This window comes from Streptomyces angustmyceticus (genome assembly GCF_040701845.1).
In the GTDB taxonomy this organism is placed as follows: domain Bacteria; phylum Actinomycetota; class Actinomycetes; order Streptomycetales; family Streptomycetaceae; genus Streptomyces; species Streptomyces angustmyceticus_A.
Genome location: NZ_JBFBHQ010000008.1, coordinates 234,634 through 250,361, shown reverse-complemented (window position 1 = coordinate 250,361; position 15,728 = coordinate 234,634). Strand labels below are relative to the sequence as shown.

Annotated in this window: 12 protein-coding genes; 11 read left to right on the top strand and 1 reads right to left on the bottom strand. The window is 72.8% G+C overall.

Going from position 1 to position 15,728, the window contains the following annotated elements; genetic code table 11:
- The first annotated feature begins 2 nt into the window (after positions 1-2).
- The 11 genes from ligA to AB0411_RS20450 all read left to right on the top strand — a co-directional run bounded on the left by ligA (position 3) and on the right by AB0411_RS20450 (position 13,846).
- Positions 3-2,219: an NAD-dependent DNA ligase LigA gene (gene ligA, locus AB0411_RS20500; protein WP_366418688.1), complete on the top strand. Its 2,217-nt coding sequence runs from the start codon at positions 3-5 to the stop codon at positions 2,217-2,219.
- Between the two features lie 156 nt (positions 2,220-2,375).
- Complete coding sequence (locus tag AB0411_RS20495) at positions 2,376-4,484, top strand: putative bifunctional diguanylate cyclase/phosphodiesterase (protein WP_366418687.1); 2,109 nt, start codon at positions 2,376-2,378, stop codon at positions 4,482-4,484.
- A gap of 86 nt (positions 4,485-4,570) precedes the next feature.
- Entirely contained in the window at positions 4,571-4,768 is a 198-nt protein-coding gene (locus AB0411_RS20490) for a hypothetical protein (protein WP_366418686.1), read from the top strand.
- 323 nt (positions 4,769-5,091) lie between these two features.
- Positions 5,092-5,388: an Asp-tRNA(Asn)/Glu-tRNA(Gln) amidotransferase subunit GatC gene (gene gatC, locus AB0411_RS20485; protein WP_006602950.1), complete on the top strand. Its 297-nt coding sequence runs from the start codon at positions 5,092-5,094 to the stop codon at positions 5,386-5,388.
- A 5-nt stretch (positions 5,389-5,393) separates the two neighbouring features.
- The gene (gene gatA, locus AB0411_RS20480) at positions 5,394-6,887 is read left to right on the top strand and encodes an Asp-tRNA(Asn)/Glu-tRNA(Gln) amidotransferase subunit GatA (RefSeq protein WP_403149854.1); all 1,494 of its coding nucleotides are present in this window, start codon (positions 5,394-5,396) and stop codon (positions 6,885-6,887) included.
- 5 nt (positions 6,888-6,892) lie between these two features.
- Positions 6,893-7,126 (top strand): hypothetical protein, encoded by a 234-nt coding sequence (locus tag AB0411_RS20475; RefSeq protein WP_030087700.1) that lies wholly within the window; start codon positions 6,893-6,895, stop codon positions 7,124-7,126.
- A gap of 16 nt (positions 7,127-7,142) precedes the next feature.
- On the top strand, positions 7,143-8,651 hold the full coding sequence (gene gatB / locus AB0411_RS20470; RefSeq protein WP_366418684.1) for an Asp-tRNA(Asn)/Glu-tRNA(Gln) amidotransferase subunit GatB: 1,509 nt from the start codon (positions 7,143-7,145) through the stop codon (positions 8,649-8,651).
- A 151-nt stretch (positions 8,652-8,802) separates the two neighbouring features.
- Complete coding sequence (locus AB0411_RS20465) at positions 8,803-9,633, top strand: class I SAM-dependent methyltransferase (RefSeq protein WP_366418683.1); 831 nt, start codon at positions 8,803-8,805, stop codon at positions 9,631-9,633.
- Positions 9,634-9,874: 241 nt separating this feature from the next.
- Positions 9,875-10,777, top strand: a complete 903-nt coding sequence (locus tag AB0411_RS20460; RefSeq protein WP_366418682.1) for an LLM class F420-dependent oxidoreductase — start codon at positions 9,875-9,877, stop codon at positions 10,775-10,777.
- Between the two features lie 268 nt (positions 10,778-11,045).
- Positions 11,046-12,236, top strand: a complete 1,191-nt coding sequence (locus tag AB0411_RS20455) for a serine hydrolase domain-containing protein (protein WP_403149916.1) — start codon at positions 11,046-11,048, stop codon at positions 12,234-12,236.
- The gene (locus tag AB0411_RS20450; RefSeq protein ID WP_366418680.1) at positions 12,233-13,846 is read left to right on the top strand and encodes an alpha/beta hydrolase; all 1,614 of its coding nucleotides are present in this window, start codon (positions 12,233-12,235) and stop codon (positions 13,844-13,846) included. Before AB0411_RS20455 ends, AB0411_RS20450 begins: the two co-directional genes overlap by 4 nt.
- Before the next feature lie 130 nt (positions 13,847-13,976).
- Here AB0411_RS20450 and AB0411_RS20445 read toward each other — a convergent pair whose 3' ends face one another.
- A complete protein-coding gene (locus tag AB0411_RS20445) occupies positions 13,977-15,689 on the bottom strand; it encodes a chitinase (RefSeq protein WP_366418679.1) in 1,713 nt (570 codons plus the stop codon).
- Positions 15,690-15,728 lie beyond the last annotated feature (39 nt).

The window sequence follows — 15,728 nt, the reverse complement described above, 5'->3', positions numbered from 1 at the left end:
CGGTGGCTGGCGAACAGCACGCAGCGGCATCCGAGGTGCCCGCAGCGGCGCGGGAGAAGCACGCGCAGCTCGCTGAGCAGATCGAGGAGCATCGCTTCCGGTACTACGTGAAGGACGCCCCGGTCATCAGTGACGCGGAGTTCGACAAGCTGCTGCGCTCCCTGGAGGCGCTCGAGGACGAGCACCCCGAGCTGCGCACCCCCGATTCGCCGACCCAGAAGGTCGCCGGGGCGTACGCCACGGAGTTCACCGAGGTCGAGCACCGCGAGCGGATGCTCTCGCTCGACAACGCCTTCGACGACGAGGAGTTGGCGGCCTGGGCCGAGCGGATCGCCGGTGAGCTGGGCGGCGCCCCCAAGAGCGCCGGGTACCACTTCCTGTGCGAGCTGAAGGTCGACGGCCTCGCCGTCAACCTCACCTACGAGCAGGGCCGGCTGACCCGCGCCGCCACCCGCGGCGACGGCCGTACGGGCGAGGACATCACGCCCAACGTCCGGACGATCGCCGAGATCCCGCACCGTCTCCGGGGCGAGCGGATTCCGGATCTGGTCGAGGTGCGCGGGGAGGTCTACTTCCCGATGGAGAAGTTCCTGGAGCTCAACGAGCGGCTGGTGGCCGACGGCAAGCCCCCGTTCGCCAACCCCCGTAACGCCGCGGCCGGTTCGCTGCGCCAGAAGGACCCCAAGGTCACGGCCGGCCGCCCGCTGCACATGGTCGTCCACGGCGTCGGCGCCCGCGAGGGCCTGGAGATCGACCGCCAGTCGCAGGCCTACGACCTGCTGAAGGAGTGGGGCCTGCCGACGGCCGCGCACAACAGGGTCGTCGACTCCCTGGAGGCGGTGCGCGCGTTCATCGGCCACTACGGCGACGCCGAGACCCGCCGTACGGCCGTCGAGCACGAGATCGACGGCGTGGTGGTCAAGCTGGACGAGATCCGGCTGCAGGGGCGGCTGGGCTCGACCTCTCGGGCGCCGCGCTGGGCGATCGCCTGGAAGTACCCGCCGGAGGAGGTCAACACCAAGCTCGTCGACATCCGCGTCGGCGTCGGCCGTACGGGCCGGGTCACGCCCTATGCCGTCGTGGAGCCGGTGACGGTGGCCGGGTCCGAGGTGGAGTTCGCCACCCTGCACAACCAGGACGTGGTCAAGGCCAAGGGCGTGTTCATCGGGGACACCGTCGTGATCCGCAAGGCCGGTGACGTCATCCCGGAGATCCTCGGCCCGGTCGTCGACCTCCGGGACGGCAGCGAGCGGGAGTTCGTGATGCCGGCCGAGTGCCCCGAGTGCGGGACGGCGCTGCAGCCCGCCAAGGAGGGCGACATCGACCTGCGGTGCCCCAACGCCCGCGCCTGCCCCGCCCAGATCCGCGAGCGGCTGTTCTACCTGGCCGGCCGCAAGTGCCTGGACATCGAGAACTTCGGCTATGTCGCGGCGACGGCGCTGAGCCAGCCGCTGGAGCCCGCGGAGCCCCCGCTGAAGGACGAGGGCGATCTTTTCGGCCTCTCCATCGAACAGCTGCTGCCCATCAAGTCGTACGTCCTCGACCCCGACTCCGGTCTGCCCAAGCGCGATCCGAAGACCGGTGAGGAGAAGGTCGTCACCTTCTTCGCCAACCAGAAGGGCGAGCCCAAGAAGAACGCCCTGGCCATGCTGGAGAACATCCAGGCGGCCAAGCAGCGCCCGCTGGCCCGGATCATCACGGGCCTGTCGATCCGGCACGTGGGACCGGTGGCGGCCGAGGCGCTGGCGCGGGAGTTCCGCTCGATCGACCGCATCCGGGACGCGGACGAGACGGAGCTGGCCGCCGTCGACGGCGTCGGCGCCACCATCGCCGCGTCGCTGAAGCAGTGGTTCGCCGTGGACTGGCACCAGCAGATCATCGAGAGCTGGCGGGCCGCCGGCGTCCGAATGGAGGAGGAGCAAACGGGTGATGAGGGCCCGCGTCCCCTCGAAGGCGTCACCGTCGTCGTAACGGGCACACTTCAGTCACACACCAGAGATGGCGCGAAAGAGGCCCTCCAGAACCTCGGAGCGAAGGTGACCGGTTCCGTTTCGAAGAAGACCGGATTCGTAGTTGTGGGTGACAACCCGGGTTCGAAGTACGACAAGGCCATGCAGTTGAAGGTCCCCGTGCTGGACGATGATGGCTTCGCGGTGCTGCTGGAGCAGGGTCCTGACGCAGCGCGAGCGGTAGCTGTCACTCCGCCTGAGGAGGAGTGAGGTGTCACCTCATCGGCGCATACCAGATTGATCCGCGACGCCGGGTCGCATTCGGGCAACCGTCGCCGATCGCTGCCCGTGGCGGCCTTCCGCGGCCTACTGTTGAGGAGTGCGCCTGCCGTGGCGCGGGCACAGCCGGCTGTGAGAGGGATCGGAATGAAACCGACCGACAGCGCCGCTCCGGCGTCGCGGCTCCGGCGGCTCGTCGTGCCCGCGCTGCCCGGAACCATCGTCCTCGTGGCGGGCCTCGCGCTCGCCACGGGCGTCATCGTCACCCTCGGCGAAGGTGACGCGCTGTTCCCCAGCGGCTCCATAGGCTGGTCGCTGGCGATCCTCACCGGCATCATCGTCGGCCACCTGGTCGCCCTCGGCCGGGACCGCTGGTGGGGCGGCACGGGCTCCGGCGCCGCCCTGGCCCTGGCCGTCCTGCTGCTGTACGGCTGGGTGCCCGCCACCCTCGTCAGCCTCTCCGTCGTCGTCCTCGTCGGTGCCGCCCGGCGGCACCGCTGGCGGCAGGCCGTGGTGCACGGTGCCGTGGACATCCTCGGCATCGGCGCCGCGGCGCTCGGCCTCGCCGCGTTCGGCGTGGCCTCCAGCGTCCGCCACCCCTGGAGCCCGCCGGCCTGGAACCTCGCGGTCCTCCCCGAAGTCGTCGTCACCGCCGCCGGCTACCTCTTCGTCAGCCGCGGCCTGTTGTGGGTCAGCCTCGCCCCGCGCACCGGCCAGCTGCCCGCCATCCCCCGAACGGCCGTACTGCGCCAGGCGCTCGTCGGCATCGCCCTGCTCGGCATCTCCCCGCTGATCGCCGTCTGCGCGCTCCACGCCCCGCTGCTGCTGCCGCTGTTCGCGGTCCCGCTGATCGCGCTGGACTCCACCCTCTGGATCGCCCGCGCCCGCGCCGAGGAGCAACTGCGCGACCCGCTCACCGGCCTGCCCAACCGCCAGTGGCTGCTGGAGCGCACCTGGACCGCGCTGGACGACGCCGAACGGGTGGGCTCCCGCTCGGCGCTGGTCCTCATCGACCTGGACCGCTTCCGCTCCGTCAACGACACCCTCGGGCACCTCGCCGGCGACCGTCTGCTGCTGCAGATCGCCGACCGCCTGCGGCACGCCCTCCCGCGCGGCGCCGAGGCCGCCCGGCTCGGCGGCGACGAGTTCGCCGTCCTGCTGCCCACCACCGACTCCCTCACCAGCTCCCAGCGGGTGGCCCGCAACCTCGTCGCCGCCCTCGGCTCCCCGCTGGACCTCGACGGACTGACCCTCGTGCTCGAAGCCAGCGCGGGGGTCGCCGTCTTCCCCGACCACGCCCTCGACGCCGAAGGGCTGCTGCGCCGGGCCGACGTGGCCATGTACCAGGCGAAGCGGGACCGCAGCGGCGTCGAGCTCTACGAGGCCAAGCGGGACGGCAACACCCCCGACCGCCTCGGCCTGTTGGGCGATCTGCGCCGGGCGCTGGACGCCGGCGACGTCGAACTGCACTACCAGCCCAAGGTCGGCTTCGACGGCCATGTCGCCGGGCTGGAGGCGCTGGTCCGCTGGGTGCATCCGGACCGCGGCCGGGTGCCACCGGACGAGTTCATCGCCATCGCCGAGTCCTCCGGGCTGATGCCGCGGCTGACGGAGTACGTCCTGGAGACGGCGCTCGCCCAGGTGGCGCGCTGGCGCGCGATGGGCCTGGAGGTGCCGGTCGCCGTCAATGTCTCCCCGCGCGATGTGCACTCCCCGGGCTTCGCCGGGGCGGTCGCGGCGCGGCTCGCCCGGCACCGCGTCCCGCCGGGCGCCCTCCAGCTGGAGATAACCGAGCACGTCCTCCTGGAGGACCCGCAGCGGGCCGCCGACACCCTCGCCGGGCTCACCGCGCACGGCGTGAAGATGTCGCTCGACGACTTCGGCACCGGCTACTCCTCCCTCGTCCACCTGCGGCGGCTCCCGGTCAGCGAGCTGAAGATCGACCGCTCCTTCGTGGCCCGGCTGGCCGTCGACAACGAGGACGCCGAGATCGTCCGCTGCACCCTCGACCTCGCCCACTCCCTCGGCCTCCTCGTCGTCGCCGAGGGCGTCGAGGACGACGAGACCTGGGAGCGGCTGCGCGACCTCGGCTGCGACGCCGTACAGGGCTGGCTGGTGGCCGCCGCGATGCCACCCGACGAGACCACGGCATGGCTGAGAGCCCGCGGTGAACGCGGCTGGCAGCGTGCATCGGAGACGGCCGCCCTGGCGGCGGAGAAGGCCGCCGAGCGCCCTTCGGGACAGGTCCTGAACTGACCCGGCCACCGGCCGTCCCGTGTCCCCGCTCCGAAGCACCTGCACAGAAGCCCTCGGACGCCCCTGAGGTCTCCGGCGGGATCGACGTGTCCGACGGTAGTGATGCGTCCGGCGGGATCGACGCGTCCGACGGCAGCGACGCGTCCGGCGGGATCGACGTGCCCGACGGCAGTGACGTACCCGGCGGCGGCGACGCGTCCGGCGCGGGTGAGCAGCGGCAGCACCAGGTGCAGGAGGAGGAGCCGGAGCGGCACGCGCACGAGCAGGGGCAGCAGCAGGACTAGAACAGGACCGGAAGAATCCGGCGGCCCCGGACACGCCGCCCCGGCCGCTGACGGCGCCACCCGGCGCCCGGCCCTCGAAGGCCCCCTCGGGCCGGAGCCCGCACCCGCCGGCCCGAGGCTCGCCGGGGCCGTCGCGCACGTCCGGCGGATCGTGAAAACGCTCGTCGCCCGGTGATCACGGCCGCTCCGGCGAAACGGTTTCGCGGCAGCTCTTGCGTACGCCATAGGATTGGGCCGGAAAAGTTCACAGGAGCATTCGCGAGAAGACTCCTCCTGGACTCTCCGCCCGGAACACTCCGCCCAGAACACCAGAGGATCGCTGCATGCCTGGCATCACGCGCGAGGAGGTCGCCCACCTCGCCCGGCTGGCACGTCTGGAGCTGAAGGCCGAAGAGCTCGACCACTTCGCCGGACAGCTCGACGACATCATCGGCGCGGTCGCCCGCGTCTCCGAGGTCGCCGACCAAGACGTACCGCCGACCTCCCACCCGCTGCCCCTGACCAACGTCATGCGGCCGGACGAGGTCCGTCCGTCGCTGACCCCCGAGCAGGCGCTGTCCGGCGCCCCGGCCCAGGAGCAGCAGCGTTTCAAGGTGCCGCAGATCCTGGGGGAGGAGTGACCGACATGGCAGACCTGATCAAGCTCACCGCCGCCGAGATCGCGGCGAAGATCGCCGCCGGCGAGGTCACCGCCGTCGAGGTGACCGAGGCCCACCTGGCGCGTATCGACGCCGTCGACGAGAAGGTGCACGCCTTCCTGCACGTCGACCGCGAGGGCGCGCTCGCCCAGGCCCGCGCCGTGGACGACAAGCGCGCCCGCGGCGAGAAGCTCGGCCCGCTGGCCGGCGTCCCGCTCGCGCTCAAGGACATCTTCACGACGGAGGGCATTCCCACCACCGTCGGCTCGAAGATCCTCGAAGGCTGGCTCCCGCCGTACGACGCGACGCTGACCAAGCGGCTCAAGGCGGCCGACGTCGTCATCCTCGGCAAGACCAACATGGACGAGTTCGCCATGGGGTCCTCCACCGAGAACAGCGCCTACGGCCCGACCGGCAACCCCTGGGACCTCACCAAGATCCCCGGCGGCTCCGGCGGCGGCTCCAGCGCCGCCCTCGCCTCCTACGAGGCCCCGCTCGCCATCGGCACGGACACCGGCGGTTCCATCCGCCAGCCCGCGTCCGTCACCGGCACGGTCGGCGTCAAGCCCACCTACGGCGGCGTCTCCCGCTACGGCATGGTGGCCTTCTCCAGCTCCCTGGACCAGGGCGGCCCCTGCGCCCGTACGGTCCTGGACGCGGCGCTGCTCCACGAGGTCATCGCCGGCCACGACCCGCTGGACTCCACCTCCATCGACGCGCCGGTCCCGCCGGTCGTCGAGGCGGCCCGCAACGGCAGCGTCGAGGGCATGCGCGTCGGCGTCGTCAAGCAGTTCCGCGGCGAGGGCTACCAGGCCGGTGTCATCCAGCGCTTCGACGAGTCCGTCGAGCTGCTGAAGGAGCTGGGCGCCGAGATCGTCGAGCTGGACTGCCCGTCCTTCGACCTGGCGCTGTCCGCGTACTACCTGATCGCGCCGTCGGAGTGCTCCTCCAACCTGGCCCGCTTCGACGCCATGCGCTACGGCCTGCGGGTCGGCGACGACGGCACCAAGTCCGCCGAGGACGTCACGGCCCTGACCCGCGAGGCCGGCTTCGGCGACGAGGTCAAGCGCCGGATCATGCTCGGCACGTACGCGCTGAGCTCCGGCTACTACGACGCGTACTACGGCTCCGCCCAGAAGGTGCGGACGCTGATCACCCGCGACTTCGAGAAGGCCTTCGAAAAGGTCGACGTGATCGTTTCGCCGACCACGCCGACCACCGCCTTCCCGATCGGCGAGCGCGCCGACGACCCGATGGCGATGTACCTCGCCGACCTGTGCACGATCCCCACCAACCTGGCAGGCAACGCGGCGATGTCGCTGCCCTGCGGCCTGGCTCCCGAGGACGGGATGCCGGTGGGCCTGCAGATCATCGCTCCTGCCATGGCCGACGACCGGCTCTACAAGGTCGGTGCCGCGGTCGAGGCCGCGTTCACCGGCAAGTGGGGTCACCCGCTGCTTGAGGAGGCACCTGCACTGTGAGCGCCATGACCAAGAAGGCCAAGAACTTCAAGAAGTCCAAGGGCGGCCTGTACCTGTCGATCGGCAGCACCGCGTTCGGCGCCCTCAGCGTCGCCAAGCAGGCCAAGCTGGCCCGTCAGGAGAACGACACGCTCCGCCTGATCGACGCCGCCGTTTCGGCCGCGGCGATCGTCACCGGCCTGGCGATCCTCTACCGCGAACTGAAGCGCCTGGGCGACGACGACGTCCTGCTGGGCTGAGAGGGAAAGTTTCACCGTGACTGTCACTGACCTGGTGTCGTACGAGGACGCCCTCGCGGCGTACGACCCCGTCATGGGCCTGGAGGTCCATGTCGAGCTCGGCACCAAGACCAAGATGTTCTGCGGGTGTTCCACGACTCTCGGCGCGGACGCCAACTCGCAGACCTGCCCCACCTGCCTGGGCATGCCCGGCTCGCTGCCCGTCGTCAACGCGATCGGCGTCGAGTCCGCGATCAAGATCGGCCTGGCGCTGAACTGCTCCATCGCCGAATGGTGCCGTTTCGCCCGGAAGAACTACTTCTATCCGGACATGCCGAAGAACTTCCAGACCTCCCAGTACGACGAGCCGATCGCCTTCGACGGCTACCTCGACGTACAGCTGGAGGACGGGGAGATCTTCCGGGTGCACATCGAGCGCGCCCACATGGAGGAGGACACCGGCAAGTCCACCCACATCGGCGGCGCCACCGGCCGCATCCAGGGCGCCCGCCACTCCCTCCTGGACTACAACCGCGCCGGCATCCCGCTCATCGAGATCGTCACCAAGCCCATCGAGGGCGCGGGCGAGCGGGCCCCGGAGGTCGCCAAGGCGTACGTCGCCGAGCTGCGTGAGCTCATCAAGGCGCTGGGCGTCTCCGAGGCCCGGATGGAGATGGGCCAGATGCGCTGCGACGTGAACCTGTCGCTGCGCCCGCAGGGCACCGAGAAGTTCGGTACGCGTTCGGAGACCAAGAACGTCAACTCCCTGCGCTCGGTGGAGCGCGCGGCCCGCTTCGAGATCCAGCGGCACGCCGCGGTGCTGTCCTCGGGCGGCACCATCGTGCAGGAGACCCGGCACTTCCACGAGGAGGACGGCTCCACGACGGCCGGCCGCATCAAGGACAACGCCGAGGACTACCGCTACTTCCCCGAGCCGGACCTGGTGCCGGTGGCCCCCTCCCGCGAGTGGGTCGAGGAACTGCGGGCCGTGCTCCCCGAGCTGCCGCGGGTGCGCCGCAACCGGCTGCGCGAGGAGTGGGGCATCTCCGAGCACGACATGCAGTCGATCCTCAACGCGGGCGCGGTCGACCTGATCACCGCCACCGTCGACGCCGGCGCGGACTCCGCCTCGGCCCGTAAGTGGTGGATGGGCGAGCTGGCCCGCCGCGCCAACGAGGACGGCGTGGACCTGGACGCCCTGCCGATCACCCCCGAGCAGGTCGCCCGGGTCACCGCGCTGGTCGCGGACGGCTCCCTCAACGACAAGCTGGCCCGCCAGACCATCGAGGGCGTGCTGGCCGGCGAGGGCGACCCGGACACCGTCGTCGAGAAGCGCGGCCTGAAGGTCGTCTCCGACGAGGGCGCTCTGGGCACCGCCGTCGACGAGGCCATCGCCGCCAACGCCGCCATCGCCGACAAGATCCGCGGCGGCAAGGTGGCCGCGGCCGGTGCCCTGGTCGGCGCGGTCATGAAGGCCACGCGGGGCCAGGCCGACGCGGCCCGGGTGCGCGAACTGATCCTGGAGAAGCTGGGCGTCGAGGGCTGACGCACCGCTGATCCGTCAGCACCGGGCGGCCGTCCCTCCTCGGAGGGGCGGCCGCTGCGTCGTCCGTACGGGGATCTTCCGTGCGGCGGCGGGGCCGCTGTGGGGCGGAGGGCCGCCGCCGCACAACGGTTCGGCCTGGCATGATCGGCGCATGGGTCAGGACAGCCGCACGTCTCAGGGCCAGGGGTACCTTCTCGACAACCGGCAGATCGAGGCGGGCACCCGCTTCGAGGCGCTGTCGGCCCTCTTCGACGCCTCGACGTTCCGGCACTTCGAGACGGTCGGGATCGACAAGGGATGGCGCTGCTGGGAGGTCGGGGCCGGCGGGCCGACCGTCCCCGCGTGGCTCGCCGAGCGCGTCGGCCCCGGCGGGCGTGTGCTCGCCACGGACATCGACGTCTCCTGGACCGGGACCGCCGGCACCGCGGGGGTCGAGGTGCTCCGCCACGACGTCGCCCTCGACGCGCCCCCGGACGGGCCCTTCGACCTGATCCACGCCCGCCTCGTCCTCGTCCACGTCGCCGACCGCGATGCCGCCCTGCGTTCCATGATCCGCGCGTTGCGCCCCGGCGGCCGGCTGCTGATCGAGGACGCCGACCCCGCGCTGCAGCCGCTGATCTGCCCCGACGAGTGCGGCCCCGAGCAGGAACTGGCCAACCGGCTGCGCCGCGGCTTCCGCCGGCTGCTGGAACAGCGCGGCGCCGACCTCTCCTACGGGCGCAAGCTGCCGCGGCTGCTGCGCGCGGCCGGCCTCGTCGATGTCGAGGCCGACGCCTACTTCCCCGTCACCTCGCCCGCGTGCGCCGTCCTGGAGGCGGCCACCGTCCTCCAGGTGCGGGACAAGCTCATCGCCGAGGGCCTCGCCACGGACGAGGAGATCGAGCGGCACCTCGCTGCCGTCGCGTCGGGGCGCCTCGATCTCGCCACCTCGCCGATGATCTCGGCCTGGGGCCGCCGCCCCGACGAGGAGGGCCCCGGGTAGTGCGTACGGCGCGCCTGAGTCGGTCCTGACGACGCGGTCCGCGAGCACCTCCGGTGACGCAGGGTCAGGAGGGGGCGTCGCGGCGACCGGGCCGGGCGGCGGGTGTGACGGGCCGCGTCCGGGGTTTCCCGGTGTGCCGGGAATGGCCGGCCCCGCCGTCGTGCTGTGATCAAGGAGGAGCCCCCTTCCGGCGTCCCGGACGGACGCACGGGGCTCGCCGCGCTCAGCCAGTGGAGGAACGATGCCGCAGCACGCTCTCGCTTCCCGGATCGGGCGGGTCGGGGTCTGGCACGGCGGACTCGGCCGGGTGCCGGGCGCCGTAGCCCGCCGGACCGCCGCCGAGATCGAGCAACTGGGCTACGGCGCCCTCTGGTTCGGCGAGACACCGGCCACCGAGTCGATGAGCCTGGCCGGCCTGCTGCTGGCCGCCACGGACCGGATCACGGTCGCCACCGGCATCGCCAACATCTGGGTCAGGGACGCGTCCGCCGCCCACGCCGCCGCGCAGACCCTCGCCGAGGCGTACGACGGCCGCTTCCTGCTGGGCCTGGGGGCGAGCCACGCCCCGCTGGTGGCTGCCCGCGGCCACCACTACGCCAAGCCGCTCGCGGCGGTGCGGGCCTATCTCGACGCGATGGACGAGTCCCCCTACGAGGGCCCGGTGGCCGACCCGCCGCCGGCCCGCGTGCTGGCGGCGCTCGGCCCGAAGATGCTGGAGCTGGCGCGGGACCGCGCGGCCGGCGCCCACCCGTACTTCGTCACCCCCGAACACACCGCCCGCGCCCGGGAGATCCTCGGCGACGGCCCGCTGCTCGCCCCCGAGCAGGCCGTGCTCCTGGAGTCCGACCCCGCCACGGCCCGCTCCCTGGCCCGTGCCCACCACACCCGGCTCTACCTGCAGTTGCCGAACTACACCGGCAATCTGCGCCGGCTCGGCTTCGACGACGAGGACTTCGCCGACGGCGGCAGCGACCGGCTGGTGGACGCGATCGTGGCCTGGGGCGATGCGGACGCCATCCGGCGGCGGATCGCCGAGCACCACGACGCCGGGGCGGACCACGTCGCCGTGCAGCCCTTGGCGGCGGACCGGGGATTGGGCATCGAGCAACTGCGGGAGCTGGCACCGGTGTTGGTCGGGGCCTGAGGCCGGGAGGGGGACGGGGAGCCGGCGGGGACGGCGGGCATCCCGTACCCCGGAGCGGTGGTGGGGGAGGTGGCCCCCCGGGGAATCGGGGGGACAGCCGGAGTGAGTGCCGGCGGGCGCGGTTCTAGCGTCTGACGGTGTGAGAGATCCTCTGACCACAGCGCAGGAACTTCCCCTCGGCTCGCCTCGTCCGGAGCGCTGTTCGCGTCGTCCGGCGCGGTGCGCGACGGCGTGGACGGCGGTCTCCGTTGCGGCGTCGGCCGTGCTGGTGCTCGTCGCGCCCGCGGCGAACGCGGCGGCTCCCCGGGCGGCCCCCGCGGCCGGCTGTGGCGCGGCGCGCGGCGCGGTCACCGGCTCCTTGGGCACCCTTGTCACCCGGCACGGCATTCCCGGCGCGGCCGCCGAGGCGACCGAGCCGGGGTGCGGCCGGTGGACGGCGGCCCGCGGCGTCGCCGACCTGGGCAGCGGCCGTCCGATGAGCGCCGGGGACCGGCTGCGGATCGGCAGCATCACCAAGACCTTCACCGCCACGGTCGTGGTGCAGCTCGCCGCGGAGGGCCGGCTCGGGCTGGACGACCCGGTGGAGCGCCATCTGCCCGGGCTGATCCGGGGCAACGGCTACGACGGCCGCACCATCACCGTACGCGGGCTCCTCCAGCACACCAGCGGCCTTCCCGACTACACCGAATCCCTCGGCCGGCGGCCGGTGGGGGAGTGGCGGTTCCGTCACTTCGAGCCCCGCGAACTGATCGCCGCCGCGCTGAAGATGCCGCACCCGGACAGGAAGTGGCACTACGCCACGACCAACGCCCTCCTCGCCGGACTCGTCGTCGAGAAGGTCACCGGGCGCAGCGTCGAGACGGAGGTGACCCGCCGGATCATCGAACCCCTCGGGCTGCGCGACACCTACTGGCCGGGCGACACCACCGGCATCCGGGGCCCGCACTCGCACAGCTACTTCCCCGACCCCGAGCGGCGGGGCGCCGGGCGAGCGGGGCCCGGACAGCAGGGCCGGCAGCGGCTGCATGGTCCGCCCTTGGCCGACGGCACCGCATGGAACACCACCTTCGGCGGCGCGGGCGGTGCGCTGATCTCCACGCCCGCCGATGTGAACCGGTTCTACCGCGGTCTGTTCGGCGGGACGTTGGTGCCCGCGCGCCGGCTCGCCGAGATGCGGCGCACCGTCCCCGCCGACCCGCGGCGGCTGTGGCCCGGCGCCCGGTACGGACTCGGCTTGATCGCCTCCCCGCTGTCGTGCGGCGGGGCGTGGTGGGGGCACAGCGGGACGGTGCCCGGCGGACACCGCGCGCTCGGCGCGATCACCCCCGACGGCCGCAGCCTCGCCCTCGCCCTCACCAAGGTGCCGGACACCGACCGGGCGGAAGCCGCCTTCCGCGCCGTCGTCGACCGCGCGTTCTGTGCCGGCAGCCGCACCCACCAGCCCAAGGAGACCCCGTGAACACCCCCAGCCCGGCCCTGCGCCGCGCCTCGGCCGCGGGCCTCGCCCTGGCCGCCGCCTGCCTCACCGCTTCCCCCACTGCGGCCACGGCCACCGCGCGCCCCACAACGGACCGCGACCGCGCCGCGGCGACCGCCGGCCACGTCCCCGGGGCCGCCGCCGGCCTGGACCGCTACTACCGGCAGCGCCCCGCCTGGGGCGGCTGCGTCCAGGGCCCCGGCGACAAGACGGGCCACGACCTGGAGAAGGCCGGCGTGCGGTGCGCGGACGTGACCGTGCCGCTGGACTACGCCGACCCCCGGGGCCGGACGATCACCGTGGCGATCTCCCGGCTGAAGGCCACCGACACCCGTCACCGCATCGGCTCGATCCTCCTCAACAACGGCGGCCCGGGCGGCACCGCCCTGGAGTCCCCGCCGGACATCCGCACGGCGATGAGGGAGACCGGCCCGCGCTACGACATCATCGGCTTCGACCCGCGTTTCGTCGGCCGCAGCACCCCGCTGGACTGCCACTGGCCCGTCGGCACCAGCCTCCTCGCGGCCGGTCTCGGCCGGGAAAGCTTCGAGCGGCAGGTCACCCTGCAAAAGGGCCTGGCCGACAAGTGCCGGGCCACCAACGCGTCGGTGCTGCCGTACATCAGCACCCGCAACACGGCCCGCGACATGGACGTCATCCGCGGGGTGCTCGGCGAGCGGAAGATCTCCTACCTGGGCTACTCCTACGGCACCTACCTGGGCACCGTGTACACCCAGATGTTCCCCGGCCGCTTCGACCGGACGGTGCTCGACGGGGCCCTCGCCCCGGACGACTACAGCCCCCGGCTGCTGCGGGGCGCCGAGCCCGAGAACGAGCGGGCGCTCTCCGCCTGGGCGGCCTGGGCCGCGCGCCGCGACTACGCCTACGGTCTCGGCCGCAGCCGCGCCGCCGTGCTCGCCACCGTCCACCGGATCGTCGCGGCGTCCGCGCGCGGCCCGCTCACGGTCGGCACCGCCCCCCACGCCTTCCGGCTCGACGACACCCAGGTGCCGTCCCTGCTCGTGGCCGGGATCGCGGACGACACCGACCCGAAGCGGGCCGCCCTCGCCGAGCAGTTGTCCGTACTGGCCCGGGCCGCCGCCGGACAGCCGACGCGGCTGTCGCCGGAGTTCACCGAGGTGCTGCGGGGCATGCTGACGGGCGGCGACGCGAACTCCCCCATGGCGCAGACGGCGATCATCTGCGGGGACAAGCCTGCCCCGCGCGACCCCGAGCGCTACTGGCGGGACATCGAGCGCCACCGCGCCGAGCACCCGCTGTTCGGCCCGCTGACCCGCAACATCGGACCGTGCGCCTTCTGGGACCGGCCGCGCGAGGCGCCCACGACGGTGCATCGTGACGCCCCGGCGCTGATCGTGGCCGCCACCGGCGACCCGCGCACCACCTACCGGAGCGGCCGCGCCCTGCACGGTCTGCTGCCGAGCTCCAGGCTGATCACCCTCAAGGGCGCCAACCGCCATGCGCTCTACGGCGAATACGGCAACGCCTGCGTGGACGGCGAGGTCAACCGGTACCTGGCCACCGGCAGGCTGCCGGCGGACGACCGGACCTGCGTCAAGCGGTCCGGTTAGCCGCTGCCGGTGCCGGTGCCGGTGCCGGTGCCGCTGCCGGTGCCGCTGCCGCGCTCGCCGGCGCACGGGGCGTCGGCGAGCGCGGGCCGGGGGCGGCCGGGCGGGGCGGGTTCCGCGGGTGCGGGGCCAGTTACGGCAGGCCGTGGACGTGCGGGCCGACCGTGTTCGACCAGGCGTTGCCGTTGGCCGCGTCCCAGTTGGTCGACCAGGCCATCGCGCCCCTCAGTCCGGGGTAGGTCCGGGCGGGCTTGAAGGAACCGCAGTTGGTGCCCCTGGTGAGGCAGTCCAGGGCGGCGTTGACGACGCCCGGGGCGACATGGCCGCTGCCCGCGCCGCGGGTGGAGGCGGGCAGGCCCAGGCCCACCTGGGAGGGGGCGAGGCCGCCTTCGAGCTGGATGCAGGCCAGCGCGGTGAGGAAGTCGACGGTGCCCTGCGAGTAGACCTTGCCGTCGCAGCCGAGCATCGAACCGCTGTTGTAGTACTGCATGTTGACGACGGTGAGGATGTCCTTCACGTTCAGCGCGGTCTGGAAGTAGCCGCCCGAGGTGGACTGCATGTCGAGGGTCTGCGGCGCCATGGTGAGGACGAGGTTGCCGCCCGCCTTCTGGGAGAGCGTGCGCAGTGCCTGGCTCATATAGGTCGGGTCGAGGCCGTTTTCGAGGTCGATGTCGACGCCGTCGAAGCCGTACTGCTGCATCAGGGAGTGGACGCTGGCCGCGAAGTTGGCGGCCGAGGCGGCGTCGTTGACCGAGACGGTGCCCTTCTCGCCGCCGACGGAGAGGATCACCGACTTGCCGGCCGCCTGCTTGGCCCTGATGTCGGCCGTGAACTGGTCGACGGTGTAGCCGCCCAGGCCGGCCGAGTCGAGGTGGAAGGTGACGGCGCCGGGCGTGGTGGTGGCGTCGGCGAAGGCGACCGCGATGATGTCGTACTGGCCGGGTACGTCGCCGAGCTTTTGGACCGTCGCGCCGTTGTCGAAGTTCTGCCAGTAGCCGGTGACCGCGTGCGGCGGGACGGCGGGGTGTCCGCCGCCTCCCGAGGGGGCGGTGGTGGCCGTGATCTCCGCCGAACGGGCCGATTCGCCGGCCGCGTTGGTGGCCGTGACCTGGAAGCGGTAGGAGGTCGCGGGGGAGAGGCCGGTGACCGTCGCCGACGTGCCGTTCACCGCCTGGTGCGCGGTGCCGTCGCGGTAGACGGTGTAGCCGGTGGCGCCGGGGACCGGGTTCCAGGACAGGGCCACGGAGGACGGGGTCACCGTGCCGGCGGTGAGGCCGCCGGGCGCGGCCGGGGCCTCGGGTCCGGGGTCGGTGCCGCCCCCGGCGTCCGGGCCGAGGACGCTGAAGTCGTCGGCGAAGTAGGCGGGTTGTCCGTACCAGCCGTGGGTGTGGACGGTGACGGACGTCGTCGTGGGGCCGGTGGTGAAAGTGGTGCTGAGCTGCTGCCAGCCGGTGGTGGACGGGGTCCAGGTGGCGGCGTCCGTGGTGCCGGTGCCGGTGGCGCCCAGATAGACGTAGGAGCCCTGGACGTACGCGCTGAGCCGGTAGGTCGCACCGGGCTTGACGGCGACGGTCTGGGAACAGGTGGCGTTGTCGGAGGCGGTGGGGGTGGCCTTCAGCGCGCCGGTGCCGCTGTGGACGGGGGAGCCGACGGCGCTGCCGCTGCCCGCCGAACAGGTCCAGTTGCTCAGGCCGGATTCGTAGCCCGCGTTTTTGGCGACGTTGACATCGGCCGCGGCGGCCGGGGCGGAGCCGGACAGGGTGGCCGCCGCGGCGGCGAGGGCCGTCAGCGCCGCCGCGAACAGGCGTCTGCGGCGGGTCGGCCGGGTGGATGCGGTGCGAGGCATGGCTGTCTCCAGTGCCGAAGGGGGAACACGGGGAGAACG

Bases quoted from the DNA above. Each gene is read 5' to 3' on its own strand.
- AB0411_RS20495 (WP_366418687.1), top strand. From the start codon at position 2,376: ATGAAACCGACCGACAGCGCCGCTCCGGCGTCGCGGCTCCGGCGGCTC.
- gatC (WP_006602950.1), top strand. From the start codon at position 5,092: ATGCCTGGCATCACGCGCGAGGAGGTCGCCCACCTCGCCCGGCTGGCA.
- gatA (WP_403149854.1), top strand. From the start codon at position 5,394: ATGGCAGACCTGATCAAGCTCACCGCCGCCGAGATCGCGGCGAAGATC.
- AB0411_RS20475 (WP_030087700.1), top strand. From the start codon at position 6,893: ATGACCAAGAAGGCCAAGAACTTCAAGAAGTCCAAGGGCGGCCTGTAC.
- AB0411_RS20465 (WP_366418683.1), top strand. From the start codon at position 8,803: ATGGGTCAGGACAGCCGCACGTCTCAGGGCCAGGGGTACCTTCTCGAC.
- AB0411_RS20460 (WP_366418682.1), top strand. From the start codon at position 9,875: ATGCCGCAGCACGCTCTCGCTTCCCGGATCGGGCGGGTCGGGGTCTGG.
- AB0411_RS20445 (WP_366418679.1), bottom strand. From the start codon at position 15,689: ATGCCTCGCACCGCATCCACCCGGCCGACCCGCCGCAGACGCCTGTTC.